Here is a 25,132-nt window from a genome sequence, read left to right as displayed (position 1 = left end):
AAGAACAACGAGGTGTCAACATGACGGGCCAAACAGTCAAACTCGACGACCTGCCTATCGGTCGTTTCCACATCAAGATCGCCGGCCTTACCTTCGGCGCGCATTTCACCGACGGCTACATTCTTGGCCTGATCGGCATCGCCTTCACCCTGATCAACCCGCAGATGCAGCTCTCGCCCTTCTGGCAAGGCCTGATTGGCAGTTCCGCGCTGATCGGGCTGTTCCTGGGCAGCCTGTTTTTCGGTTGGATCTCCGACCGTGTAGGGCGACAAAAAATCTTCCTGGTCAGCTTCGTGCTGATCACCGTAGCGTCAGCCATGCAGTTTTTCGTCGAAAGCGCGTTGCAGTTGTTCATCTGCAGGGTGCTGATCGGCATTGGCCTGGGCGGCGACTACAGCGTCGGGCACGCGATGCTTGCCGAGTTTTCGCCCCGCAAGCACAGGGGGGTGCTACTCGGCTCGTTCTCGGTGGTGTGGACCTTCGGCTACGTCGCCGCGACGTTCATCGGTACCGCCATGTTGCCGCTGGGTGACGATGCCTGGCGCTGGATGCTGGCATCGGCGGCCGTGCCCGCAGTGCTGATCCTCATCGCCCGTATCGGCACCCCAGAGTCACCGCGGTGGCTCATGCAAAAAGGCCGCGTAGAAGAAGCCCGTGCCATCGTACGCAAGCACCTGGGCGCCCACGTGGTACTCGATGACGCACCTGCACAGCCTGGGCAATCTGGTTTCAGCGCTTTGTTCAGCACGCAATATCGCAAACGCACGGCGTTCAACTGCGTGTTCTTCATTTGTATCGTGATGCCCTACTTCGCCATCTACACGTTCCTGCCGACCATTCTGCAAAAAATGGGGCTCGCGGAAGGCTTTGGCACTGAAATGATGCTCAACGCGCTGCTGATCGTCGGTGCGGTGCTGGGCATCTACTGCACGCTCAAATACACCCGGCGCGGCTTTCTCATCAGCAGTTTCCTGATCCTGTGTGTCTCGCTGTTCCTGCTGGCATTGATGCCCGGCAGCATGGCCTGGGCCATGGTCGCCGTGTTTGGCCTGTTCACCCTGGTGTTGTCGGCGGTCAGCAACCTGGTGGGGGTGTACCCGGCAGAGAGTTTCCCCACCGAAGTACGCGCCAGCGGCATCGGGCTGGCCACGGCAGCAAGCCGCCTGGGCTCTGCCATCAGTACCTTCCTGCTGCCGGTGAGTGTTGCCGGTATTGGCTTGAACCCGACGATGGCACTGCTGGCGGGGGTGCTGCTGATGGGCGCGCTGGTGTCGATCGCATGGGCACCGGAAACCAAAAGCCTATCGCTCGATGACGCCTGCCGCAGCGACGTCCCACCAGGGGGTGAAGAAAGCCGTCAGGGGTTGCTCATCGAAGCCAACCAGTCCTGAAAGCGCTCGACCTTGGCCAGCCCACGCTTGTCGGCAGGGATGTCGAGCCAATATCCATAGGGGCCGCTGACCTCCACCGGGCTGATGGGCAGCAGGCTGCCGCTGGCCAGCTCACGCTCGATCATCTGCCGATCGATCACCGCCAGGCCACCCCCGGCCAGGGCGGTGTTGATCACCTGATCAAGCGTGGAAAACTCGATGCCGGCATCCGCGTCGATATCATGCTGGCCGGTAGCGGCCAGCCAGTTTTCCCACACTTGCAGGCGCCGGCCTGCATGCAGGATGTGCAGCAGGGGGTGTTCGTACAATGGCGGGGCTTCTCCGCCCACGAACAACTCCGGGCTGGCCACGGCGATGTGACGTTCCATGACCAGAAGCCGTTGCTGACCGTGGGCATGGTCCTGGTGGCTGAACAGGATCCGCAGGTCGAGGTCGCCCGGGTGATCTTCATCCTGCTGGTTAGTCACGCTCAGGCTGATGTCCGGGCAACGCTGCATGAAGTGTCGCAAGCGCGGCGACAGCCAGCGCGTCGCCCAAGTGGGCGGCGCAAGGATGCGCAAACGCTGCCGCAAATTCGGCACACGCAGCGCCTGGACCACGCGCTCGATGCGGTCAAACGCCTCGCCCAGTTGCCCGGCCAGCGCCTGCCCCGCTTCGGTCAGCACCAGACCGCGTGGGCTGCGCACGAACAACACGACCCCAAGGTAATCTTCCAATTGCTTGATCTGACGGCTCACCGCACCTTGAGTGACACTGAGCGCCACGGCGGCGCGGTTGAAACTGCGATGGCGAGCGACTTCTTCAAAAACCCGGAGCATGTTCAGCGGCGGTAATGTACGCATGGTTCAGGCACGACAGTTTATTTTTGTAGGACGATTCTACAGCGTCGCCTGACTTTACAAACGTGCGGTTTTATCATGATTGCCGTGCGCATAGATCGTTTGCCGTCTGCAGGGCACATAGGTAATTTCGGCCATTTTCGATCACAGCGCCACGCGATACATGAGCCGGGCCACCCCCCTAACAACAACAGGAGACCCAGGCCAGTGAAACGCAAGATCCCCGCACTCAATGCCCTCAAAGCCTTCGAGGTCGCCGGTAGCACTGGCAGCTTTACCCGTGCGGCCGAACTGCTCAACGTCACCCAAAGCGCGGTGAGCCGCCAGGTCCGCCAGTTGGAAGAGCAACTGGGCGAAACCCTGCTGCAACGCCGGCATCACCACCTGCAACTGACCGATGCCGGGCGTACCCTGCTACGCGCGCTGCAACAGTCGTTCGACCGCATCGAATTGACCGTACGCGGCATCCAGACGCACCAACAAGCCAACCGTATTCGCCTCAATGCTCCACCGACCTTCGCCAGCCGCTGGCTGCTGCCACGCTTGGGCCGCTTACGCGAAGCTTGTCCTGGCCTCGAGGTCACCTTGACCAGCCAACTGCAAGACAACCTGGCTGAGCTCGCTACTCTCGACGGTGCCATTCGTTTTGGTAACGGTGAGTGGGAAGGCCTGGACAGCTCACTGCTGATGCATGAACGGCACATCGCCGTGTGCTCGCCCTCGCTGCTGTTACAGCAGGAAAACCGCCGCGTGGACCTGCGCAACATGACGCTACTCCACGTACTGGCCCGTGAAGACCAGCGCTACTTGACCTGGCGCCACTGGCTGGATGCAGCGCGAATCTCCAACATCGACCTGAGCGGCGGCTACGAGTTCGACACACTCGACCTCGCCATCCGGGCGGCCATCGACGGCCTGGGCATCACCATCGCCGACCGGCAAATGGTGGCGCGGGAGCTGGCTGCCGGGCAATTAGTGCAAGTGCTGGACGTGCAGGTCGACGGCCATCAATCGTACTGGTGGGTCAGCCGGCCTGGCCAGGATCTGCCCGTCCATGTGGAACAGTTCCGCGAATGGCTGATGCATGAAGTCTGGTTGGCTGAGGGCAACTTGGGGGGCTCTGGGGAGGTCGCCGACTGCAATTGACGAGCGCGCCTCTCCTTTCGCGTATTTCGATCACCGCAACGATGATCGCGCCTGTCAAGTAACATGCGCGTAGCGAAGGTTAAAGCGACGTAATAGTCGTTTGTCGGCCTTACCCCGTTTGAAGAAACTCCAGGCACCTCTAATAAAAACAACATGAGAGCTGCCCTATGTCCGACGAACTCATCACCCTGGATGGCGGCGCGCCGCACCCTGCGGTTGCCGATCTTTGCCAACAGGTAAAAAGTGGCGAAATCAACCGTCGCCAGTTCCTACGCACCGCCAGCCTGCTGGGCGTGGCCGCCGCAAGCGCCAGCACCTTCCTTGGCTCGACCCTGCTGGGCCCTTCGCTGCAAGCAGCCATCCCACAGGCCGGCGGTAGCCTGCGCTTTGCCTGCGCCATCCAGGAAATCCAGGACCCGATGCTCATCACCTGGATCGAAGCGTCGAACCTGCTGCGTAACGCCCTTGAGTTTCTGACCTGGGTAGATGCCGACAACATCACCCACCCCTACCTTGCAGAAAGCTGGAGCCCGTCCGAAGACCTCAAAGTGTGGACCTTCAAGTTGCGCCAGAACGTGAAGTGGAGCAATGGCGATACCTTCAACGTCGCCGACGTGCAGCACAACTTCGAGCGCTGGACCGCGCCAGACTCCAAGTCGGTGAACCGCACCGCGTTCCAGGAAATAGCATCGTTCGAAAAGGTCGACGATCATCAGTTCCGCCTGCTGCTCAAGCGGCCGATGCTGGCAATCCCGGAGATGCTCAACGCCTTCACCTGCGCCATCGTGCACCGCAGCTTCAACAACGGTGACGATTGGGCACGCAACCCACTGGGTACCGGGCCCTTCAAACTGGCCAGCTTCGATGTCAACAAACAGGCCACCTTCGCCAAACGTGCCGACTACTGGGGCCAGCCGGCGCTGCTGGACGAGCTGCGCTACATCGACATGGGCACCGACATTTCCTCGCAACTGGCGGCCCTGCAAGCCGGCCAGGTAGACGTGCTGTACCGCATCAGCGTGGCCGAAGTGGACCTGGCCAAACGCTTGCCCAACGCGCAGTTGCTGAGCTGCAAATCGGCACAAACCGTGGTCATGCGCATGGCCTGCGACCAGAAGCCGTTCGATGACCTGCGTATCCGCAAGGCCGTGGTGCTGTGCGCCGACAATGCGCAAATGCTCAAAATCGCCTACCGCGGCATGGGTACCGTGGGCGAGGACCACCATGTCGCCCCCTCGCACCCCGAATACTTCCCGTTGCCAAAGCGCGCCCGTGATGTTGCCCAAGCCAAGCAACTGCTGGCTGAGGCCGGCTTCTCCAAGGGCATCGACATCGACCTGATCGTGGGTAACACCCAAGGCCGTTTCGAGCAGGACTGCGCGCAGATCCTGCAACAGAACTGCACGGAGGCCGGCATCCGCATCAACCTCAAGGTCATACCCGCGACCCAATACTGGCCGATCTGGGACAAGGCCGCGTTCAGCCTCACCTACTGGGCACACCGGCCACTGGGCGTGATGTCGCTGGAGCTTGCCTACCGTAGCGGCGCCGCCTGGAACGAAAGCCACTACCAGGACCCAGCCTTCGACGCGGCCCTGGACCAGGCCATGGGCATCATCGACCCCAAGCGACGGGCCGAGGCCATGCAAAGCGTCGAGCAGATCCTCCAGGACGCCTGCGTGATGGTGCAGCCGTTCTGGGGCGACAAGTTCACCGTGGCGAGCAAGAAGGTCCAAGGTTTCCGCGTGCATCCATCGGACTTCTTCCCGATGGACCAAGTGTGGCTGACCGCCTGACCCATGCGACCGGGCTACCCGCTCACGGATAGCCCGCCCTCCCTTGACTAGCCGGAGCGCGCAAGCATGGCTGAGTTTCTATTACGCAAGGTCCTGGGGCTGATAGCGACACTGCTATCGGTTTCAGTGATCGTTTTCCTGGCCCTGGAACTGAACATTGAAGACGTTGCAACTCACGTGCTTGGCCCCTACTCGGCGGCCGACCAACGCGCGGCGTGGCTGCACGAACAGGGCTACGACCAGCCGTTCGCCTGGCGTTACCTGGTGTGGCTGAAAGACTTCGTGACCGGTGACTGGGGCACTTCGGTGCACTTTCGCACCCCAGTCATCGACCTGCTGCTGCCCAACCTCATGCAAACCCTAGCACTCGCAGGCCTGGCACTGCTGGTTATGGTGCCGGTAGCAATCACGCTCGGTGTCCTGGCTGGCATCCGCCAGGGCTCGCTGCTCGACCGCCTGGTGTCCTGCCTGTCGATCGTGACCACTTCGATCCCGGACTTCGCCAGTGCGGTGTTCGTCTCGGCCATTTTCGTCTTCTGGCTGAACTGGTTGCCTGGGGTCAGCAGCATGGCAGATGGCTTCAACCTGGCGGAACTGGCCATGCCGCTGATGGTGCTGTGCCTGTTCGGCGTCGGCTACCTCGCGCGTATCACCCGTGCCTCGATGATCGAGGTCATGCAGGCACCGTACATCCGCACCGCGCGCCTCAAGGGCGTGCCCACCCGGCAAATCGTTCTGCACCACGCCTTGCGCAATGTGCTGATCGCGCCGGTGACGGTAATCATGCTGTACATCCCCTGGCTGCTTTCGAACGTGATCGTGGTGGAGGTGTTCTTTGCCTACAAGGGCTTCGGTTCGCTGCTCTACACCGCCTCACTGAACCACGACGTCTACTTGATCGAGGCCTGCGCCATGATCAGTGCGCTGGTGGTTGGCGCCACCAAGATCTTCTCCGACCTGGCCTACACCTGGCTCAACCCGCGCATCACCTTGCGCAGCCTCGGAGGTGCCTGATGCACATACTAAACGCCTTCAAACACCCCCTGGCGCTGCTCGGCCTGCTGCTGGTTGGCAGCTGGGCCACACTCGCGCTGCTTGCCCCTTGGCTGGCCCCCTACGATCCGCTCGCCAGCTTCACGCCGCTGCTCACACCGTTGAGCAGTGATGACGGCGGGCAATTGTTTCTGCTCGGCACCGACATGATGGGGCGGGACATCGCCTCGCGGCTGATCTGGGGCACGCGCACAGTCTTGCTGTGGTCGATCCTCGCCACCGCCACTGCCTTTGCCGTGGGTATCGCCATGGGCCTGTGCGCTGGCTACTTCAACGGCAAGGTGGACGCCGTGCTGTCGTACGTCGCCGACACGGTGCTGGCGTTCCCGGTGCTGGTGCTCTACATCGTGATCATCATCGCCCTGGGCGCCTCGGCGGTGAATATCCTGATCGCGGTGACCTTCACCAGCGCGCCGGCGATTTTCCGCATCATGCGTGCCCTGACCATCGATATCCGCTCGCGCGACTACGTGCTCAGTGCCATCACCCAAGGGGAAGGCTCGCTGCGCATCATGCTGGCAGAAATCCTGCCCAACTGCAGCGGGCCGTTGATCGTCGATTTCTGCCTGCGCATTGGCTACACCGCGATCATGATCGGCGCCTTGGGCTTCCTCGGCCTTGGCCTTCCTCCGCCAACGCCAGACTGGGGCGGCATGATCAACGAAGGCCGCAGCATGGCCATCACCTTCCCGCATCTGGTGATCTTCCCCTGCATCGCCATCTCCACCTTGATGCTTGGCCTCAGCCTGCTGGCTGATGGCCTGGACGAACACGCACAAAAAGGCACGAGGAGCTGAGTGATGACCCAACAGCACGTACTGCACGTAGACAACCTCAGCATCCAGTTGCCGGAAGGCGCAGACCGCAGTCACGCGGTCCAAGGTATCAGCCTGGATGTGTACAAAGGCGAAATCCTCTGTGTGATCGGTGAGTCCGGCTCCGGCAAATCGGTGCTGTCCGCCGCCATCATGGGCGACTATGCCAAGGGCTTGCGCCAGGGCGGCGGGCGTATCGAGTTTCTGGGTGAAGACATCTGCGCCCTGGACGAAGCGGCCCTGCGCAAGCTGCGTGGCAACCGCATCGCGATGATCTTTCAGGAGCCCATGGCCGCCCTCAACCCAGCAATCCGCATTGGCCGCCAGGTTGAAGAAATCTTCGAGATCCACGCCCCCGAGTTGAATGCCCAGCAACGCCGTGAGCGCATGCTCGCCTTGCTGGAGTCCACCCACCTGCCCGACCCACCCCGGATCGCCGAGAGCTTCCCCCATCAGCTTTCTGGCGGCCAATGCCAGCGGGTGGTGATCGCCATGGCCCTGGCCATGAACCCGGACCTGCTGATCGCCGACGAGCCCACCACCGCCCTGGACGTGACCACCCAGGCACAAGTGCTCAAGCTGGTCAGGGAACTGCGTGGCCGGGGGCAGCATGGCATCTTGTTCATCACCCACGACTTTGGCGTGGTGGCCGAGATCGCCGACCGCATTGCCGTGATGGAAGGCGGCCGGCTGGTGGAAATCGGTGAGCGGGACCAGGTGCTGAATGCGCCGAACCACCCGTACACGCGCAAATTGATCGCGGCCGTGCCTTCGCTCAACCCTGAGCTGCACACACCCTCGCCCGACGGCGAACTGGCCCTGCGCATCGAGCACCTGACCAAGACCTACCGCGTTGGCAGCCAGCAGGTGGCGGCACTGAAGGACGTGACGCTGAACCTTCCACGCGGCAAGACCTTGGCCATTGTCGGCGAGTCCGGCTCGGGCAAGAGCACGCTGGTCAAGGCTGCGATCCGGCTGATCGAAAGCGACAGTGGCCATGTCTGGGTTGGCGAAACGGATTTTTTGGCCTTGCACGGCAACCACCTGGCACAGAACCGTCGACGCATCCAGATGATCTTCCAGGACCCTTACGGCTCGCTCAACCCACGCCATCGGGTCGGTGACATCATCGCCAGGGCCGCACAACTGCGTGGTGTGGGCGCCAAGCAGGCCTGGCAAGAAGCAGGCGACCTGCTGGAGCAGGTCGGGCTCAAGCGTGACGCGCTCAAACGCAAGCCTCGGCAGTTCTCTGGCGGGCAACGCCAGCGCATCGGCATCGCCCGCGCCCTGGCCATGCGGCCTGAAGTGTTGATCGCCGATGAAAGCGTGTCGGCCCTCGACGTTTCGGTGCAAAAGCAAGTGCTGGAGCTGCTCGCTTCACTGCAGCAGCAGTTGAACCTGAGCATTTTGTTCATCACGCACGACCTGCGGGTCGCGGCGCAGATCAGCGATCACATCGCGGTGATGCGCCAAGGCGAGGTGGTGGAGTACGGCACCGCGCAACAGGTGCTGGGCAGCCCCCGCCATGCCTACACGCAAACCTTGCTGGCGGCGGCGCCGGGGGCCTCGGCCTCGCCTGGCGCCAAGGTATGCGCGTGATGTTCGGCTAAACCACGCCCCACCAGGCCCGCAACACCCTGTTTTCGGCTGCGGCAATTGCCGCGGCACAGGCTTCGTTTGCCAACCATAACCATAAAACAAGGAGCACCACTGTGCGCATTTCACGCCCACACGCCTTCCGCCTCATCACCCTGATACCGGTACTGGGCGCAATCGCGGCCCCTGCGTCGGCCATTCAGGTCACCGATAACCTCGACCTCGGCGGTGCAGTGCGCGCCCGCTGGGACTACGACCCGGACCGCGATATCCAGAAGTTCAACTTCGACACCGCGTTCCTCACTGCCAAATACACCTCGGACACCTGGATCGGCGCCGCCAAGTACCGCTTCTATGGCCGCGCCTACCCTTACCAGTACACCAACAACGTCGGCGATGTGGCCTTCGCAGAGAGCGCGTGGGTGGGTTACAAGTTCAACCCCGACCAGCAGGTCCAGGTGGGCCTGAACCAAGTGCCGTTCGGCCTGCAGCCCTACTTCGGCAGCACCTTCTTCGAAACCCTGGGCAACGTGGTCGGCCTGGAGGACGTGTACCAGATTGGTGCCAAGTACATTCAACAGGTGGGTGACTGGAACATCCAGACCGGCTACTACGTGCGCCCGGCCTGGCAAGGCAAGGGCACTTCCAACGGCCGTACTTACTCGACCGTGGTTTCGTCGGCCGATGACTATGTGGCCGATGGCAGCGACAACCGTGAGCGCAACACCGCGGTGCTACGCGTGGCCAAAGCCCTGGACCTCGGGGGATGGAAGTCCGAGGTAGGTGTGTCGGGCCTGACCTCGACCCTGAAGAACAACGATACCGGCAACGATGGCCGTCGTAACGCAATAGCGGTGCATTACCTGGGCAAAAATGGCCCTTGGGGTGTGCAGTTGCAGGCGGCGCGCCAGCAAATGTCGCCACGCAACCCTGGCACCGACGAAGTAGTCAGCTTCGGTGGCTATGACGGCACCTTCAACGTTGCCAGCGGTGGCAACCTGTATGTGGCCGACCTGAGCTACGACGTGGACGGCAAGTATCTGTTCGACCAGATCAGCGGGGTCAAGCTATATGCCAACTACAGCGCTTTCGACAAATCCGCTTCCGACTTCAAGACGTCACAGCGGTTGATCCTGGGCACGTCGTTCTCGTTCAGCAAACTGTGGATTGCCACCGAATGGCTGATCGGCAAGAACGACCCGTACATTGGCGGCAGCAGCTACACCCAGAGCCTGGGTGTTGGCGGTAGTGACCAGTGGGAAAACCAGCTTTACATGAACATTGGCTATTACTTCTAAGTTTTTGGGGCCGCTTTGCGGCCCCAAAACGCCCACTAACATGCTTTTTATGCACATTACTGGCGCCTATTAATCGTTTGCCCCCTCCCCCGCGCTGCGACAAATTGTCCGCCATAAGCCACAAGAAAAAACCTGAATGCCCGCCGGTCATCTCGCCCGCTACTCAGGCCTTGTGGAGCCATTAAACCTCGCACTCGGACCTCCCCATGCGTACAGAGCAGAACTTTATCGACGGCCGTTTCGTCGACCGTACCGCCAACGACGCCTTCACCGTGCTCGACCCGGCCACCGGCGAACAGGTCGGCACCGTTGCCGCCGCCAGCCATGAACTCGTCACCCAAGCCGTCGACGCTGCCGCGCGTGCTCAGCGCGAGTGGGCCGCACTGCCGGCCATCGAACGTGCCAATCACATGCGTCGCCTGGCCTCGGCACTGGGTGCCTGCGCCGACGATATCGGCCAGGCGCTGGCCGCCGAGTCCGGCAAAGCCCCGCTCGAAGCACGCAACGAAGCCCTGTATGCCGCGGAAATCACCCGCTACCACGCCGAATGGGCCCGCCGTATCGAAGGTGAAGTGATCCCCAGCGACAGCCGCGACGAGACCATACTGCTGCAACGCGAGCCGATTGGCGTAGTCGCCTGCCTGATCCCGTTCAACTACCCGGTGTACACCTTCATGCGCAAGGTGGCCCCGGCGCTGATTACCGGCAATACCGTGGTGGTGCGGCCCAGCAACAACACGCCGCTGTCGGCCTTCGCCATCGCCCGTGCCGTGCAACAGGCCGACCTGCCAGCGGGCGTGATCAACATCCTGGCCATGGGACACGACGTGGCGGCCACGCTGTGCACGCACCCAGCGGTCGGCATGATCACCCTGACCGGCAGCGTGCGTGCCGGGCGCACCGTGCTCGAATACTGCAAGGCCAACATCGCCAAACCTTCGCTGGAGCTGGGGGGGAAAACCCCCGCCATCATCGAAGCTGATGCCGATCTGGAAGCGGCCGCCAGCGCCATCGTGGCCTCCAAGACCACCCATTGCGGTCAATTGTGCACCGCCATCGAGCGGGTTTATGTACAAGCCAGCGTGCACGACCGGTTCCTGGCCTTGCTGCGTGAAAAATTCGCTGCCGTGCGTATCGGCAACCGCGCCGACGATGCCGCCTTCATGGGCCCGCTGATCAGCGCCGCCGCCCGTGAAGAAATCCACGCCAAGGTGCAACGCGCGATCGCCGACGGCGCGCGCGTGGAGGCCGGTGGTTATCTGCCAGAAGGGCCGGGCAACTTCTACCCCGCGACGTTGCTCAGCCACTGCCGCCAGGACATGGAAATCGTCCAGGAAGAAAACTTCGCCCCGGTGCTGCCGGTATTGGCCTACGAAACCCTGGACGATGCACTGGCGATGGCCAACGACCACCAGTTCGGGCTGTCGTCGGTGCTTTACAGCGAGCACTACCGCACGGCGATGAAGGTGGCCCATGCCATCGAGGCCGGCGAACTCTACGTCAACCGCACCCCAGCCGACCCATACCAGGGCTACCACGCGGGCTGGAAGCGCTCCGGGCTCGGTGGTGATGACGGCAAGCACGGCATGCTCGAATTCACCCAGACCCGCCTTGTGGTCCTCAAATACTGATCGATAACGGCGCGCTGCCTGCGCGCCTATTCACCCTTGGGCGGCCCCACGCCCGTGAGAGCAACAATGAAAAAAACAATAAATGCACAAACCCTCGACGCCACCCCCTCAACTGCCAACATGGGGCGATACCTGCAACTGGCGCTGCTGGTTCTGGCTGCGGGTGCCATCTACCCCATGCTCTACCTGCGCCAGGTGTACCAGAGCTCGATGCTCGAAGCGCTGGCCATCAGCAACAGTGAACTGGGCTACCTGTACTCGATCCTGGGCACTGCATTTCTGCTCAGCTACCTGCCCAGCGGCTGGTTGGCCGACCGCATTTCACCGCGCTTTCTGATCAGCTTCTCGCTGATCGGCACCGGCTTGCTCGGGCTGTGGTACGCGCAACTGCCCAGCTTCGACATGCTCTTGATGATCTTCTGCGGCTTCGGCATCACCACCGGGCTGACCTTCTGGGCGTCACTGATCAAGCGGGTCAACATGATCGCCGGCGAAGCCGAGCAAGGCCGCTTCTTCGGCGTGCTGGACGGCGGTCGCGGACTGGTCGAGGCCTTGTTGGCCACCGTGGCGCTGGCGCTCTTCGCGTATGTCGCGGACAACAACACCAATGGTAACGCGCTCGGTCTGGTAAAAGTCATTCACTTCTATGCCGCCTGCTGCATCGTGCTCGGCTTGCTCTTGGCCCTGGTGCGCGACCCACAGGTTGCCACCAGCCAGAAACAACGTGAAAAACCCAACCTGTTGCAGGACCTGCGCACCCTGGCGGCCATTCCAGAGCTGTGGTTGGTCACCGCCATCGTGTTCTGCGGCTACCACTTCTTCTGGGCAACCTACAGCTTCTCGGCTTACTTGCAAGAAGGCGGCTTCGGCCTGAGCGCCACTGCTGCTGGCCTGATCACCACAATCAAGCTGTGGATGCGGCCCCTGGGCGGTATCGGCGGTGGCTGGCTGGGCGATCGCTTCTCCAAGGTCGGCGTGCTGGCCTGGGCCATGCTCTGCGCCGCGTTGGGCATGCTCGGCCTGATCCTGCTGCCAAGCCTGCATTCGCTGGGTGTGCTGGTGTTCCTGGTGCTGTTCATCGGCCTGATGACCTACGCCATCCGTGGCTTGTACTGGGCCATTCTGGATGACTGCCAAATCCCGCTGCGGGTCACGGGCCTGGCCATCGGCATCATTTCGCTGGTCGGCTATTCGCCTGACGTGTTCCTGCCGCTGCTCAACGGCTGGATCACCGACCACTACCCTGGCTTTCTCGGTTACCAGATCTACTTCTCCTACGTCGTGGGCATCGGCCTCCTGGGTGTGATTGCCACGTTCCTGCTGAATAAACGCATCAAGGCCAAGGCAGACAAAGCATGAAAATCGTCTCTCTCCAGACTCACGTCGTCGCAGTTCCGCCGCCCCATGTCGGCGGTATGTACTGGCTGTTCGTCACCCTGAAGACCGACTGCGGCATTGAAGGGGTCGGCGAGATCTACGCCGCCACCTTCCACCCGCGTGCAATGGTGCCGGTGATCGAGGATGTGTTCAGCCGCTACCTGCTCGACCAGGACCCGCACCACATCGAGCGCTTCTTCCGCCGTGCGTATTCCAGCGGTTTCACCCAGCGCCCGGACTTGACCATGATGGGTGTGGTCAGCGGCCTGGAGATGGCCTGCTGGGACATCATCGGCAAGGCGGCGAACAAGCCGGTGTACGAGCTGCTCGGCGGCCAGGTGCATGAGCGCCTGCGTTCCTACACCTACCTGTACCCGGTCAACGCCCAGGGTGAGTACGACTACAGCGACCCGGACCTGGCCGCCGAGTGCGCGGTGCAGAACATGGAGCTGGGTTTTACCGCTGTGAAGTTCGACCCGGCCGGCCCGTATACCGCGTTTTCCGGCCACCAGATTTCGCTGGAAGTGCTGGAGCGCTGCGAAACCTTCTGCAAACGCATCCGTGAAGCGGTGGGCAACCGTTGTGACCTGCTGTTCGGTACCCACGGGCAGATGGTGCCGTCGTCGGCCATTCGCCTGGCCAAACGGCTGGAGAAGTACGACCCGCTGTGGTTCGAGGAGCCGATCCCGCCAGGCCAGGAAGAGGCCATGGCCCAGGTCGCCAGCAAAACCAGCATCCCGATCGCCACGGGCGAGCGGCTGACCACCAAATACGAATTCTTCAAGCTGCTGCAGGCCGGTGGCGCGTCGATCCTGCAAATGAACGTGGGGCGCTGCGGCGGCCTGCTCGAAGGCAAGAAGATCGCCAGCATGGCCGAAGCGTACTACGCGCAAATCGCCCCGCACCTGTACAACGGGCCGATTGGTGCGGCCGCGAGCTTCCAACTCGCGGCCTGCACGCCGAACTTCCTGATTCAGGAAAGCATCGGCACCTGGGATGGCTTCCACGCCGAAATCCTCAAAAAGCCACTGCAGTGGGAAGACGGCTACATCATCCCGTCCCGCGAGCCTGGCCTGGGGATCGAGCTGAACATGGACGTGGTGCGTCGCCATTCGGGGTACGAAGGCGAACGCCTGCACTTGCAGATGGCCCCTCATCCGGTCGACGTCAAGGACGTCTCGCCCGCCAAGGGCTGAATGCCCGGCCGCCCAACGCGGGCGGCCTTACCTTCACCTGGATTAGCCCTACATGAACACATTCGACTACATCATCGCCGGTGCCGGCTCAGCGGGTTGCATCCTCGCTGCGCGCCTGAGCGAATCGGGCCAGCACTCGGTGCTGCTGCTCGAAGCAGGCGGCAAAGACCGCTCGCCCTGGTTCAAGCTCCCGGTGGGCTTTGCCAAGCTCTACTACAACCCCACCTTCAACTGGATGTACTACAGCCAGCCACAGGCACAACTCGCCGGCCGCAGTCTGTACGCACCGCGTGGGAAGGTGCAGGGTGGCTCCGGTTCGATCAACGCGATGATCTACGTGCGCGGCCAGGCTCACGACTTCGACGACTGGGCGGCCAACGGCGCTGAAGGCTGGGCGTTCAAGGACGTGCTGCCGTATTTTCGCAAGCTCGAATCGCACCCGGCCGGCAACAGCGAATACCACGGCGCCAACGGCCCCATCGGCATCACCCCGATGAAAGGCCAGGCGCATCCGATCTGCGACGTGTTTCTTGAAGGTTGCGAGCAGCTTGGCTACCCGCGCAGCGACGATTTCAATGGCAAGCACTTCGAAGGCGCGGGCATCTATGATGTGAACGTGCGCGATGGCCAGCGCAGCTCCAGCAGCATCGCCTATCTGCACCCGGCCCTGGGCAGGCCCAACCTGACCCTCGAACACCACGCACTGGTTGAACAAGTGTTGTTCGAGGGCAAACGCGCCGTGGGTGTGCGCATTTCACAAAATGGCGAGCAGCGCGAATTCCGCGCACGCCGTGAAGTGATCCTGGCCGCCGGGGCAGTGGATACCCCGAAGGTGCTGCAACTCTCTGGCGTAGGCGAGCCCGCGCTACTCGAACAGCATGGCATTTCGCTGCGCCATGAGCTCCCAGCGGTGGGCAAGAATCTGCAAGACCACTTGTGCGTGAGTTACTACTACGAAGCCAGCATGCCGACCCTCAATGACGTGTTCGGCTCCCTGCTGGGCAAGCTCAAGCTGGGCCTGCAGTACCTGCTGACACGCAAAGGCCCGCTGTCGCTGAGCGTGAACCAGTCTGGCGGATTCTTCCGCAGTGACGACCAGCAGCAGCACCCGAACTTGCAGCTGTATTTCAACCCGTTGTCGTACCAGATCCCCAAAAGCAACAAGGCGACGCTCAAGCCCGAGCCTTATTCCGGCTTCCTGCTGTGCTTCAACCCCTGCCGGCCGACCAGCCGTGGCGAAATCCGTATTGCCTCCAACGACCCGAACGTGCCGGCGCTGATCGACCCCAATTACCTGAGCACGCAGAAGGACATCGACGAAGCCATCCAGGGCAGCCGCCTGATCCGCAAGATCATGCACGCGCCGGCGCTGCAAGCGATCACCCTTCGCGAGGTGCTGCCGGGAGCGGCGGTAGATGACGAGCAAAGCATGTTGCAGTATTTCCGCGAAAACTGCGGCTCGATCTATCACCTGTGCGGCAGTTGCGCCATGGGTGACGACCCGGCCACGAGTGTGGTGGATAAACACCTCAAGGTGCATGGATTGCAAGGTTTGCGGATTGTCGATGCATCGATTTTCCCCAACGTCACCTCCGGCAATACCAATGCGGCCGTCATGATGGTGGCGGAAAAAGGCGCCGACCTGATCCTGGAGGATGCAGCGCGCCACGTTGGCAACGCCGCCTGAAGACCCTGTAATTCGCCTATGTTCATTTGAGTAGTTGGGGTCGCCTTGCGGCCCCAGTGTGGGCGGAACCTAACTTAAATGAACAGGGGGCGCTGTTCAGCTTGAGCAGGGCACATTAGCACTACTAATTGATCATCAGCAGATTTCACTGCAGCTTATGTCGTGCTCAACAATAATGCTGGCCCTCTGTGGCCGCATCCACGCCACCCAAATCCATACAGCTTAAGGGAGCACGCCATGTCGGGCGAAACCTCAATCGCAAAATTGCTATCGGGCATGCAACCTTCGCTCAATCCCGGCGAATACGTGTTCTGCACGTTATCCGACCCGGCCAAATTAAACGGTGAATTCCCCATTGGCACCTTCCGCGAGCAGGAGGGCCTGACCGCTATTCTAGAGCGGACCAAGGCCGACGCATTGGGACTCGAATACAGCTACGTGGCGGCCTGGATCACCCTGACCATTCATTCCGCGCTGGAGGCAGTCGGGCTGACAGCCGCGTTTGCCACGGCACTCGGCAACGCCAACATCAGTTGCAATGTGATTGCTGCCTACTACCACGACCATATTTTCGTTGCCAAAGACGATGCGCAACAGGCGCTGGCGGTCTTGCAGAACCTGGCGAAGTCGTCTGCTTGAGCGCAGTGATGGCGGCTAAACGTGGCGCAACGCAGCCAGCACGCTCGCCGCGTCACTGACCTCGAACTTGCCAGGCGCTTCGACAGCAATGTGTTTGACAACCAGGTTGTCGACCACCATGGCGTAACGCAGCGAACGGCGCCCCAACCCTCGCGCCGACAGGTCCTGGATCAGGCCCAGTGCGTCGGTGAACTCGCCGTTGCCATCGCCGATCATCCTCACCGCCCCGCCCACCTGCAGGCTGTTGCCCCAGGCATTCATGACAAAGGCATCGTTCACCGACACACAGAGGATTTCGTCAACGCCCGCAGCGAACAACGCTTGCGCCTCGGCGATATAACCCGGGACGTGGCGTTCAGAACAGGTAGGCGTGAACGCGCCAGGCAAACCGAAAACAACCACTTTTTTGTGCTTGCAGCGCGCGTGAACGGAAAAGGCATGCGGGCCGATCGCGCAGGCGCCTTCGTCATTGTTGTACTCGTACAGCGTAACGTCGGGCAGTAGATCGCCAGTGTTGATCATCGTGGTCTCCTGGGTGCGTTGATGGCCGGGCACGCTATGATGCCGCAGTCCACCAAGCGAGGTACACCATGCCCGCTGCAACGCCGGTTCAACGCGCCAATATCGCCTGGGGATGGTCGATGGAAGGCACAGGCACCGAAACACGCCGAACCGCCAGCCATTCGCGCATGCGCGCCGTATCGAAAATCTGCCCCTCTTCCATCATCACCAGGATGAGCGCTTGTGACATTCGGTAACATCCACACTGGGAGCAATGCCGCTCTTCCCATCCATGGGTGCATTCGACGGATTGCGCCTGCCCGGCGCAAATCAGACAACTCATGTAAGCCCCCTTTTGTTTTTGTCCATGGAGGGTGAACGCCAGGTTACGAAAATCGTATGCCAAGCGCTTTACATGAGATTTCCATGCCAACTTTGAATCCCCTCCCTTTTTAAAGCGCAATCAGGCCACAACACTCAGCCGACAACGACGCGTTCGGCAAACTGCACCTGCTGGTCAGCATGGTAGGACGAACGCACCAATGGCCCGGATGCCACGTTCCTGAAGCCCATTGCCAGGCCCTGTTCGGCAAACCAGGCAAAGGTGTCCGGGTGCACGAAACGCTGCACCGGCAGGTGGCTGCGGGAAGGCTGCAAGTACTGCCCAAGCGTCAGCATGTCGACCTGATGCTCACGCATGCGCTGCATCACTTCGATCACTTCTTCATCGGTTTCGCCCAGGCCGAGCATCAGCCCGGACTTGGTCGGCACCGTCGGTACCTGTTGCTTGAAGCGCTCCAGCAGGTCCAGCGACCACTCGAAGTCCGAGCCCGGCCGGGCCGCCTTGTACAGGCGCGGCACGGTTTCGAGGTTGTGGTTGAACACGTCTGGCGGCTCCTGCCCGGTGATGGCCAGGGCCACCTCCATGCGCCCGCGGTAATCGGGCACCAGGGTTTCCAGCTGAATGCCGGGTGACAGCCTGCGGATCTCGCGCAGGCAATCGGCAAAATGCCCGGCGCCGCCATCGCGCAAGTCGTCACGGTCCACCGAGGTGATCACCACGTACTTCAGGCCCAGGTCGGCGATAGCGATGGCCAGGTTTTTCGGTTCGTCGACGTCCAGCGGCCTGGGCCGACCATGGCCGACATCGCAAAACGGGCAGCGCCGGGTGCAGATGTCACCCATGATCATGAACGTTGCCGTGCCGCCAGAGAAGCACTCGCCCAGGTTCGGGCAGGCGGCCTCCTCGCACACGCTGTGCAGCTTGTGCTTGCGCAGCAGCGCCTTGATACGCGCCACCTCGGGGGTGGTCGGGATCGCCACGCGGATCCAGTCGGGCTTGCGTGGCACATCCTCGGTGGGCAGGATTTTCACCGGGATACGCGCCACCTTCTCGGCGCCGCGCAGTTTTACCCCGGCCTGCAACGGCTGCGGGCGCGGTGGTGTGTGTTGCAGTTGTTCGGTTGACATGGCTGGCTCCTGGCCGGCGATGAGGCTGAGTTCGCAAGCGGTCCGCTCCCAGCTGACCCGCACTGATTTCAAGGCAAACACAAGCCCTGTAGGAGCAGCCTTGCGCTGCGAAGAGGCCATTGCAGCGGCAGATAGTCTTTAGCCTTACCGGCCTCTTCGCAGCACAAGGCTGCTCCTACAAGGTGATGCGGCAGCCTGAGTCATGTGCAGTTCTGTGAGATTGGCTCATTTGCCTGGCTGAGGGTTACGGGTGTCAGGCCGGGTAGACCGGGAACAGCTTGCACAACTCAGCGACCTGCCCCGCCACATGGGCCTCGACATCGGCATCACCGAGGTGGTCAAGGATGTCGCAGATCCAGGTCGCCAGGGCGCGGCATTCCGCTTCCTTGAAACCACGGGTCGTCACCGCCGGGGTGCCGATGCGCAGGCCCGAGGTCACGAACGGCGACTGCGGGTCGTTGGGCACGGCGTTCTTGTTCACCGTGATGTGCGCACGCCCCAGCGCGGCGTCGGCGTCCTTGCCGGTAATGCCCTGGCGGATCAGGCTGACCAGGAACAGGTGGTTGTCGGTGCCGCCTGAAACTACGTCGAAGCCCCGCTGCATGAACACCTGTGCCATGGCCTGGGCGTTGCTGATGACCTGGCGCTGGTAGTCCTTGAAGCCAGGCTCCAAAGCTTCCTTGAAGCACACCGCCTTGGCCGCGATCACGTGCATCAGCGGCCCGCCCTGCCCGCCCGGGAACACCGCCGAATTGAGCTTTTTCTCAAGCTCCGGGTCCGCCTTGGCCAGGATCAGACCACCACGTGGCCCGCGCAGGGTCTTGTGGGTGGTGGTGGTGACCACGTCGGCATACGGCAGCGGGTTGGGGTACAACCCCGCCGCTACCAGCCCGGCGACGTGGGCCATGTCGACGAACAGGTAGGCCCCGACCTTGTCGGCGATCTGCCGAAAACGCGGGAAGTCGAGGGTTTTCGAGTAGGCCGAGAAGCCCGCCACGATCATCTTCGGCTGGTGCTCGACGGCCAGGCGCTCGACTTCGTCGTAGTCAATGAGGCCGTTGGCGTCGATGCCATATTGCACGGCGTTGTACAGCTTGCCCGAAGACGACACCTTGGCGCCGTGGGTCAGGTGGCCGCCATGCGCCAGGCTCATGCCCAGCAATGTGTCCCCGGCCTGCAACAAGGCCAGGTAGACCGCAGCGTTGGCCTGGGAGCCAGAATGCGGCTGGACGTTGGCATAACCCGCGCCGAACAGTTGCTTTGCACGGTCGATGGCCAGCTGCTCGACCACATCGACATGCTCGCAGCCACCGTAATAACGCTTGCCCGGGTAGCCTTCGGCGTACTTGTTGGTCAGTTCGGTACCTTGCGCCTGCATCACCTGCGGGCTGGTGTAGTTTTCCGAGGCGATCAGCTCGATGTGGTCTTCCTGGCGTTGCACTTCGCGGCGAATGGCGTCGAACAGCGCAGGGTCGAAATCGGACAGGGTCAGGCTTTTATGGAACATGGGTGTGATTCCTTGATTGTTCGGTCGGCAAATAGGGCCCGGAGCGGCTCCGGGCCAGCAGGGTCAGGCGTCTTGGTAACTCGACAGCGGCGGGCAGGCGCAGGCCAGGTTGCGATCGCCGTAGACGTTGTCCACGCGCCCTACCGGCGGCCAGTACTTGCTCTCGCGCAGGTCGGCAAGCGGGTACACCGCCAGTTCCCGGCTATAGCTGTGGGCCCATTCACCGACCAGTTCGCGGGCGGTGTGCGGCGCGTTCTTCAGTGGGTTGTCGAGCTTGTCCAGGGTGCCGTTTTCCACCGCGCGGATTTCTTCGCGGATGCAGATCATCGCGGCGCAAAAGCGGTCCAGCTCCTCTTTGGACTCGCTTTCGGTCGGCTCGACCATCAGCGTGCCGGCCACCGGGAACGACATGGTCGGGGCATGGAAGCCAAAGTCGATCAACCGTTTGGCCACATCCTCGACGCCAATGCCGCTGCTGTCCTTGAGCGGTCGCAGGTCAAGAATGCACTCGTGGGCCACCAGGCCGTTCTCGCCGGTGTACAGCACCGGGTAGTGCTCCTCCAGGCGCCGGGCGATGTAGTTGGCACTGAGGATCGCCAGCTGCGAGGCCCGCTTGAGCCCTGCCCCGCCCATCATGCGGATGTACATCCAGGTAATCGGCAAGATACTGGCACTGCCATACGGCGCCGCACTGACCGCGCCCTGTGGCTGCGGCAGGTGGCCGTGCCCCGGCAGGAACGGCGCCAGGTGCGCCTTGACCCCGATCGGGCCGACGCCGGGGCCGCCGCCACCGTGGGGAATGCAGAACGTCTTGTGCAGGTTCAGGTGCGACACATCGCCACCGAACTTGCCGGGCGCACACAGCCCGACCATGGCGTTCATGTTGGCGCCGTCCAGGTACACCTGGCCGCCACACGCATGAATGATGTCGCAGATACGGGTGATGCCGTCTTCGAACACACCGTGGGTCGACGGGTAGGTAATCATCAAGGCCGCCAGCGTGGCCTTGTGTTGCTCGGCCTTGCGCTGCAGGTCGGCGACATCGACATTGCCGCGCTCATCGCAGTTGACCACCACCACCTGCATGCCGGCCATCTGCGCCGTGGCCGGGTTGGTGCCATGGGCCGATGACGGGATCAGGCACACATCACGCCCGGCCTCGCCACGGCTGGCGTGGTAGGCGCGTATGGCCAGCAGACCGGCGTACTCGCCCTGGGACCCGGCGTTAGGCTGCAACGACATGGCGTCATAACCGGTGGCCGCACACAGCATGGCCTCCAGCTCATCGGTCAATTGCCGGTAGCCCAGCGATTGGCTGGCCGGGGCGAACGGGTGCAGGGCGCCGAACTCGGGCCAGGTGATCGGGATCATCTCGCTGGCGGCGTTGAGCTTCATGGTGCAAGAGCCCAAGGCGATCATGCTGCGGTCCAGGGCCAGGTCCTTGTCGCCCAGGCGACGCAGGTAACGCATCAGCTCGGTTTCAGCGTGGTAACGGTTGAACACCGGGTGCTGCAGGTAAGGCGTGTCACGCAGCAGCACCGACGGCAGGCAATCGGCACCGTCGGCAGCCAACGCCGCGAAGTCCGGAAGCGCCTGCCCCGCGCCCGCAAACACCTGCCACAGGGCCTCGACGCTCGCCTGCTCGCAGGTTTCATCCAGCGCCACGCCAACCCGTACGTCGTCGATCAGGCGCAGGTTCAACCGGGCAGCGTTGGCCGCCGCCAGCACATCGGCCAACGGCCTGGCGGTGACCACGCTGACGGTGTCGAAGAAGTGCGCCTGTTCGACCTGATGCCCGAGCTGGCGCAACCCCTGCACCAGGATCGCCGTCAGGCGGTGCACCCGCCGGGCGATCTGTGCCAGGCCTTGGGGGCCGTGGTAAACCGCATACATGCTGGCGATGTTGGCCAGCAGCACTTGTGCGGTGCAGATGTTGCTGGTGGCTTTTTCGCGGCGGATATGTTGCTCGCGGGTCTGCATGGCCAGGCGCAGTGCCGGTTTGCCGAAGCGGTCGATGGACACGCCGACCAGGCGGCCGGGCATGTCGCGCTTGAACGCGTCGCGGGTGGCAAAGTACGCCGCATGCGGGCCGCCGAAACCCAATGGCACACCAAAGCGCTGGGCGCTGCCGATGACCACGTCGGCGCCCCACTCCCCCGGGGGCGCCAGCAAGGTCAGGGCGAGCAGGTCGGCGGATACCGAAACCAGCGCGCCCGCTGCATGGGCGCGCTGCACCAGGGCGCGGTGATCGACGATTGCACCGGTACTGGCCGGGTACTGCAACAGCAGGCCGAAATAGCCGTCCAGGGGTTGGCCCTCCAGCGCCGCCTCATCACCGATGACCACCTCGATACCCAGTGGCCGCGCACGGGTAAGCAACACATCGAGGGTTTGCGGGTGGCAATGGCGGGAAGCGAAGAACGCCGGGGCCTTGTTCTTCGCCAGGCGCTTGCAGAAGGTCATGGCCTCGGCGGCAGCGGTGGCTTCATCGAGCAACGAGGCGTTGGCGATTTGCATTCCGGTCAGGTCGCTGACCAGGGTCTGGAAGTTCAGCAGTGCTTCCAGGCGGCCTTGGGAAATTTCCGGCTGGTACGGCGTGTACGCGGTGTACCAGGCCGGGTTCTCCAGCAGGTTGCGCAGGATCGGGGCCGGGGTATGGCAAGGGTAATAGCCCTGGCCGATGTGGTTGCGATACAGCTGGTTGCGCGCGGCAATTGCCTTGAGTGCGGCCAGCGCTTCTGCTTCGCCCTGCCCCGGGGTCAGCGCGAGCACACTGCTGCCCTTGATACTGGCGGGGATGACGCTGTCGATCAGCGCGTCGAGCGAATCATGGCCGGTCAGCGCCAGCATGGCCTCGATATCGCCTTCGCGCGGGCCGATGTGACGGGCGACAAACTCATCAAGCGTGCCCAGCGGGATACACGGGTTGTTCATGGCGGCTACCCCGGTTCAGGCGTTGTCGGCCAGGAAGCGGTCGTAGCCGTCCTGGTCCATCAGGGTGTCGAGGTCGGCAGGGTTGCTGGCCTGGATGCGGAAGAACCAGCCGTCCTGCATCGGCGAGGCGTTGATCAGCTCTGGGTCGTCGGCCAGTGCCTGGTTGACTGCCACCACCGTGCCTTTCACGGGCATGGTGATGTTGCTGGCGGCCTTTACCGACTCGAGCACCGCCACCTCATTGCCCTCCCCGTATTCGCCAGGCTCCGGCAGTTGCACGAACACCACGTCACCCAGGGCCTGCTGGGCATAGCTGGTGATGCCGACGGTAAGCTCGCCGGTGGCTTCCAGACGCAGCCATTCGTGTTCGGGCGTAAAACGCAGAGTGCTCATGGACGTTCCTCTCTTGTTATCGGGTGGGTCCCTGTGCGGGACTGCAAGAGACAAGAGCAAGGGCAATGCCAACTCACTATTTTCTATATTTATCAGTATGTTATGAGCAGCCACCTAACATCTCGAAGTACCTGAACCGGAGCGTATTCGCTCCACTGCCAGCGCCCGGCGGTCACAGCTTGCAGGGCTGGCCACTGGATGCGGGCTCCACAGCAAAACGGAGCGCTATCACTCCAGTGGAGCGCATTCGAACCGGGTCGGCTACGAGACCCGGCTGGCGATGCCGTACTTGCGCAGGCGCTGGCCGATGGCCGTGTGAGAGGTCTGCAGGCGCACCGCCAGTTGCCGGGTCGAGGGGTAGCTCTCGTACAGGTTCTCCAGCAGGGCCTTTTCAAAGGCCTGCACGGCCGCTTCCAGGCTGACGATTTCCGCCCCGTCAGCCTGCTGGCTGCTCAACGCTGTGCCCGCCAGTTCCAGATCGTCGCAGTCGATCACCTCGCCTTCGCTGATCGCCGCAGCGCGGAAAATCACGTTCTGCAACTGGCGCACATTGCCTGACCAGCGATTGCCCAACAGCAGCGGATGGGTGGCCAGCGCCAGGCGGCAGGGTGAGCGCTGTATCTGCGCGCAGGCCTGGCGCAGGAAATGTTCGGCCAGCAGCAGAATGTCCTTGCCGCGCTCGCGCAGGGGCGGCACCTTCAGGTTGAGCACGTTCAGCCGGTAGTACAGGTCTTCGCGAAAACTGCCCTCCAGCACCATGTTTTCCAGGTTACGGTGGGTGGCACAGACCACCCGCACATTCACCCGCACCTCGTTGCCACCCCCCACCCGGCGAAAATTGCCGTCGTTGAGAAAGCGCAGCAACTTGGCCTGCAGGTAGGGCGACATCTCGCCCACTTCATCGAGAAACACCGTACCGCCATCGGCAAGTTCCAGCAGGCCCGGCTTGCCGCCGCGCTGGGCGCCGGTGAAGGCGCCGGCGGCGTAGCCGAACAGCTCGCTTTCGGCCAGGCTTTCGGGCAGCGCCGCACAGTTCAGCGCCAGAAAGGACGTGTCGCGCCGGGCACTGAGCGCATGGCAGGCACGGGCCACCAGCTCCTTGCCCGTGCCGGTCTCGCCCTGGATCAGCAACGGCGCCTCCAGGCTTGCCACTTTGTGCAGGCGCGCCTTGAGCGCCTGCAGCGCGGCCGACTCCCCCAGCAACGCCCCCAGCCCTTCACCGTTGTCATGCAGCAGCGAGGCCAGGCGTTCGCCGATGCGGCTGGGTGGGTACAGCGTCAGCAAGCCCCCGACGAGACCTTCGGCGCCCCCGCTGATGGGCGTGGCTTCCAACAGCAGGGACTGGTCCTGAAAGCTCACCTCGCACATGGGCAGGCGAAAACCCTTGTCGATCAGGTTCTGCGCCAGGTCCGGCTCGGCAAACAGCTTGCTCAACGGCTCGCCCGCCGGCTCGTGGCCCACCAGGCTGACCAGCGTCGGGTTGGCCAGCAGCACATGGCCAGTAGGGTCCACTGCCAGCACCGGGTCGCTCATGGCTGCCAGCAAGGCCTCCAGCTGCAAGCGCCGGCGGTGGCCGGGCAGGAAGTCGACCAGCGACACCTCCTGCACACCGTCCACCCCCAACAAGGCGGCATACAGTTCATCCAGCACGACCGGGGACAGCGTCGGGGCATCGATGTAGACGTTGGGCGGAATCATTTCCACCGCGTCCAGGTTGAGATTGCGCGCCCCAAGTAGCGACAGGATTTCCTGGGTGATGCCGACACGGTCGACAAAGTTGACGTGGATTCTCATCTAAGCTCCTCAGCCAAAATCCCTGCTTGGTAAAAAGACAACAAGGGGACAGCGCAGCGCGCCATCCCC

The 25,132-nt window shown here is 62.6% G+C and carries 20 protein-coding genes; 12 read left to right on the top strand and 8 right to left on the bottom strand.

Translation table 11 applies throughout. The features are described 5' to 3' along the window. Positions 1-20 precede the first annotated feature (20 nt). Complete coding sequence (locus tag ABOC32_RS15365) at positions 21-1,391, top strand: MFS transporter (protein WP_426807804.1); 1,371 nt, start codon at positions 21-23, stop codon at positions 1,389-1,391. Here ABOC32_RS15365 and ABOC32_RS15360 read toward each other — a convergent pair. Next, positions 1,358-2,233 carry a LysR substrate-binding domain-containing protein gene (locus ABOC32_RS15360; protein WP_426807803.1) on the bottom strand — a complete coding sequence of 292 codons (876 nt, stop codon included), beginning with the start codon at positions 2,231-2,233 and terminating at the stop codon, positions 1,358-1,360. The two genes, ABOC32_RS15365 and ABOC32_RS15360, sit on opposite strands and share 34 nt — an antisense overlap. A 204-nt stretch (positions 2,234-2,437) precedes the next feature. Between ABOC32_RS15360 and ABOC32_RS15355 the strand changes: the two genes are divergently transcribed. The 11 genes from ABOC32_RS15355 (at position 2,438) to ABOC32_RS15305 (ending at position 16,464) form a co-directional block, all read left to right on the top strand. Beyond that, positions 2,438-3,376, top strand: a complete 939-nt coding sequence (locus tag ABOC32_RS15355) for a LysR substrate-binding domain-containing protein (RefSeq protein WP_426807802.1) — start codon at positions 2,438-2,440, stop codon at positions 3,374-3,376. A gap of 167 nt (positions 3,377-3,543) precedes the next feature. Further along, the gene (locus tag ABOC32_RS15350) at positions 3,544-5,172 is read left to right on the top strand and encodes an ABC transporter substrate-binding protein (RefSeq protein ID WP_426807801.1); all 1,629 of its coding nucleotides are present in this window, start codon (positions 3,544-3,546) and stop codon (positions 5,170-5,172) included. A gap of 66 nt (positions 5,173-5,238) precedes the next feature. Further along, positions 5,239-6,186 (top strand): ABC transporter permease, encoded by a 948-nt coding sequence (locus ABOC32_RS15345; RefSeq protein ID WP_426807800.1) that lies wholly within the window; start codon positions 5,239-5,241, stop codon positions 6,184-6,186. Continuing rightward, positions 6,186-7,022 (top strand): ABC transporter permease, encoded by an 837-nt coding sequence (locus ABOC32_RS15340; protein ID WP_426807799.1) that lies wholly within the window; start codon positions 6,186-6,188, stop codon positions 7,020-7,022. The genes ABOC32_RS15345 and ABOC32_RS15340 overlap by 1 nt, the downstream gene beginning before the upstream one ends. Before the next feature lie 3 nt (positions 7,023-7,025). Further along, positions 7,026-8,639 (top strand): dipeptide ABC transporter ATP-binding protein, encoded by a 1,614-nt coding sequence (locus ABOC32_RS15335; RefSeq protein WP_426807798.1) that lies wholly within the window; start codon positions 7,026-7,028, stop codon positions 8,637-8,639. Positions 8,640-8,758: 119 nt separating this feature from the next. Further along, the gene (locus ABOC32_RS15330) at positions 8,759-9,934 is read left to right on the top strand and encodes a hypothetical protein (RefSeq protein WP_426811608.1); all 1,176 of its coding nucleotides are present in this window, start codon (positions 8,759-8,761) and stop codon (positions 9,932-9,934) included. Between the two features lie 206 nt (positions 9,935-10,140). Then, positions 10,141-11,565, top strand: a complete 1,425-nt coding sequence (gene aldA / locus ABOC32_RS15325; protein WP_426807797.1) for an aldehyde dehydrogenase — start codon at positions 10,141-10,143, stop codon at positions 11,563-11,565. Between the two features lie 66 nt (positions 11,566-11,631). Then, on the top strand, positions 11,632-12,924 hold the full coding sequence (locus tag ABOC32_RS15320; RefSeq protein WP_426807796.1) for an MFS transporter: 1,293 nt from the start codon (positions 11,632-11,634) through the stop codon (positions 12,922-12,924). Next, positions 12,921-14,138: a mandelate racemase/muconate lactonizing enzyme family protein gene (locus tag ABOC32_RS15315; protein WP_426807795.1), complete on the top strand. Its 1,218-nt coding sequence runs from the start codon at positions 12,921-12,923 to the stop codon at positions 14,136-14,138. The genes ABOC32_RS15320 and ABOC32_RS15315 overlap by 4 nt, the downstream gene beginning before the upstream one ends. 52 nt (positions 14,139-14,190) lie before the next feature. After that, entirely contained in the window at positions 14,191-15,825 is a 1,635-nt protein-coding gene (locus ABOC32_RS15310; protein WP_426807794.1) for a GMC family oxidoreductase, read from the top strand. Positions 15,826-16,062: 237 nt separating this feature from the next. After that, positions 16,063-16,464 carry an ACT domain-containing protein gene (locus ABOC32_RS15305; RefSeq protein ID WP_426807793.1) on the top strand — a complete coding sequence of 134 codons (402 nt, stop codon included), beginning with the start codon at positions 16,063-16,065 and terminating at the stop codon, positions 16,462-16,464. Between the two features lie 15 nt (positions 16,465-16,479). Here ABOC32_RS15305 and ABOC32_RS15300 read toward each other — a convergent pair whose 3' ends face one another. From ABOC32_RS15300 to ABOC32_RS15270, 7 genes are all read right to left on the bottom strand, one after another. After that, entirely contained in the window at positions 16,480-16,986 is a 507-nt protein-coding gene (locus ABOC32_RS15300) for a peroxiredoxin (RefSeq protein ID WP_426807792.1), read from the bottom strand. An 88-nt stretch (positions 16,987-17,074) separates the two neighbouring features. Further along, entirely contained in the window at positions 17,075-17,215 is a 141-nt protein-coding gene (locus ABOC32_RS15295) for a hypothetical protein (protein WP_426807791.1), read from the bottom strand. A 227-nt stretch (positions 17,216-17,442) separates the two neighbouring features. Then, on the bottom strand, positions 17,443-18,435 hold the full coding sequence (gene lipA, locus ABOC32_RS15290) for a lipoyl synthase (RefSeq protein WP_426807790.1): 993 nt from the start codon (positions 18,433-18,435) through the stop codon (positions 17,443-17,445). 253 nt (positions 18,436-18,688) lie between these two features. Beyond that, entirely contained in the window at positions 18,689-19,942 is a 1,254-nt protein-coding gene (glyA, locus tag ABOC32_RS15285) for a serine hydroxymethyltransferase (RefSeq protein ID WP_426807789.1), read from the bottom strand. A 63-nt stretch (positions 19,943-20,005) separates the two neighbouring features. Next, the gene (gcvP, locus tag ABOC32_RS15280; protein WP_426807788.1) at positions 20,006-22,876 is read right to left on the bottom strand and encodes an aminomethyl-transferring glycine dehydrogenase; all 2,871 of its coding nucleotides are present in this window, start codon (positions 22,874-22,876) and stop codon (positions 20,006-20,008) included. Between the two features lie 15 nt (positions 22,877-22,891). Beyond that, positions 22,892-23,269 (bottom strand): glycine cleavage system protein GcvH, encoded by a 378-nt coding sequence (gene gcvH, locus ABOC32_RS15275; RefSeq protein WP_234225339.1) that lies wholly within the window; start codon positions 23,267-23,269, stop codon positions 22,892-22,894. A gap of 261 nt (positions 23,270-23,530) precedes the next feature. Further along, entirely contained in the window at positions 23,531-25,063 is a 1,533-nt protein-coding gene (locus ABOC32_RS15270; protein WP_426807787.1) for a sigma 54-interacting transcriptional regulator, read from the bottom strand. Positions 25,064-25,132 lie beyond the last annotated feature (69 nt).

Origin of the sequence: Pseudomonas sp. WOUb67, assembly GCF_050058005.1 — a bacterium.
GTDB classification, from domain to species: domain Bacteria; phylum Pseudomonadota; class Gammaproteobacteria; order Pseudomonadales; family Pseudomonadaceae; genus Aquipseudomonas; species Aquipseudomonas putida_R.
This window is presented reverse-complemented; position numbering and strand designations above follow the sequence as displayed.

Excerpts from the sequence above, each read along its gene's own strand:
- ABOC32_RS15335 (WP_426807798.1), top strand. The coding sequence starts at position 7,026 with ATGACCCAACAGCACGTACTGCACGTAGACAACCTCAGCATCCAGTTG.
- gcvP (WP_426807788.1), bottom strand. The coding sequence starts at position 22,876 with ATGAACAACCCGTGTATCCCGCTGGGCACGCTTGATGAGTTTGTCGCC.
- aldA (WP_426807797.1), top strand. The coding sequence starts at position 10,141 with ATGCGTACAGAGCAGAACTTTATCGACGGCCGTTTCGTCGACCGTACC.
- lipA (WP_426807790.1), bottom strand. The coding sequence starts at position 18,435 with ATGTCAACCGAACAACTGCAACACACACCACCGCGCCCGCAGCCGTTG.
- glyA (WP_426807789.1), bottom strand. The coding sequence starts at position 19,942 with ATGTTCCATAAAAGCCTGACCCTGTCCGATTTCGACCCTGCGCTGTTC.
- ABOC32_RS15350 (WP_426807801.1), top strand. The coding sequence starts at position 3,544 with ATGTCCGACGAACTCATCACCCTGGATGGCGGCGCGCCGCACCCTGCG.
- ABOC32_RS15310 (WP_426807794.1), top strand. The coding sequence starts at position 14,191 with ATGAACACATTCGACTACATCATCGCCGGTGCCGGCTCAGCGGGTTGC.
- ABOC32_RS15365 (WP_426807804.1), top strand. The coding sequence starts at position 21 with ATGACGGGCCAAACAGTCAAACTCGACGACCTGCCTATCGGTCGTTTC.
- ABOC32_RS15340 (WP_426807799.1), top strand. The coding sequence starts at position 6,186 with ATGCACATACTAAACGCCTTCAAACACCCCCTGGCGCTGCTCGGCCTG.
- gcvH (WP_234225339.1), bottom strand. The coding sequence starts at position 23,269 with ATGAGCACTCTGCGTTTTACGCCCGAACACGAATGGCTGCGTCTGGAA.
- ABOC32_RS15360 (WP_426807803.1), bottom strand. The coding sequence starts at position 2,233 with ATGCGTACATTACCGCCGCTGAACATGCTCCGGGTTTTTGAAGAAGTC.
- ABOC32_RS15305 (WP_426807793.1), top strand. The coding sequence starts at position 16,063 with ATGTCGGGCGAAACCTCAATCGCAAAATTGCTATCGGGCATGCAACCT.
- ABOC32_RS15315 (WP_426807795.1), top strand. The coding sequence starts at position 12,921 with ATGAAAATCGTCTCTCTCCAGACTCACGTCGTCGCAGTTCCGCCGCCC.
- ABOC32_RS15345 (WP_426807800.1), top strand. The coding sequence starts at position 5,239 with ATGGCTGAGTTTCTATTACGCAAGGTCCTGGGGCTGATAGCGACACTG.
- ABOC32_RS15295 (WP_426807791.1), bottom strand. The coding sequence starts at position 17,215 with ATGTCACAAGCGCTCATCCTGGTGATGATGGAAGAGGGGCAGATTTTC.
- ABOC32_RS15270 (WP_426807787.1), bottom strand. The coding sequence starts at position 25,063 with ATGAGAATCCACGTCAACTTTGTCGACCGTGTCGGCATCACCCAGGAA.
- ABOC32_RS15300 (WP_426807792.1), bottom strand. The coding sequence starts at position 16,986 with ATGATCAACACTGGCGATCTACTGCCCGACGTTACGCTGTACGAGTAC.
- ABOC32_RS15320 (WP_426807796.1), top strand. The coding sequence starts at position 11,632 with ATGAAAAAAACAATAAATGCACAAACCCTCGACGCCACCCCCTCAACT.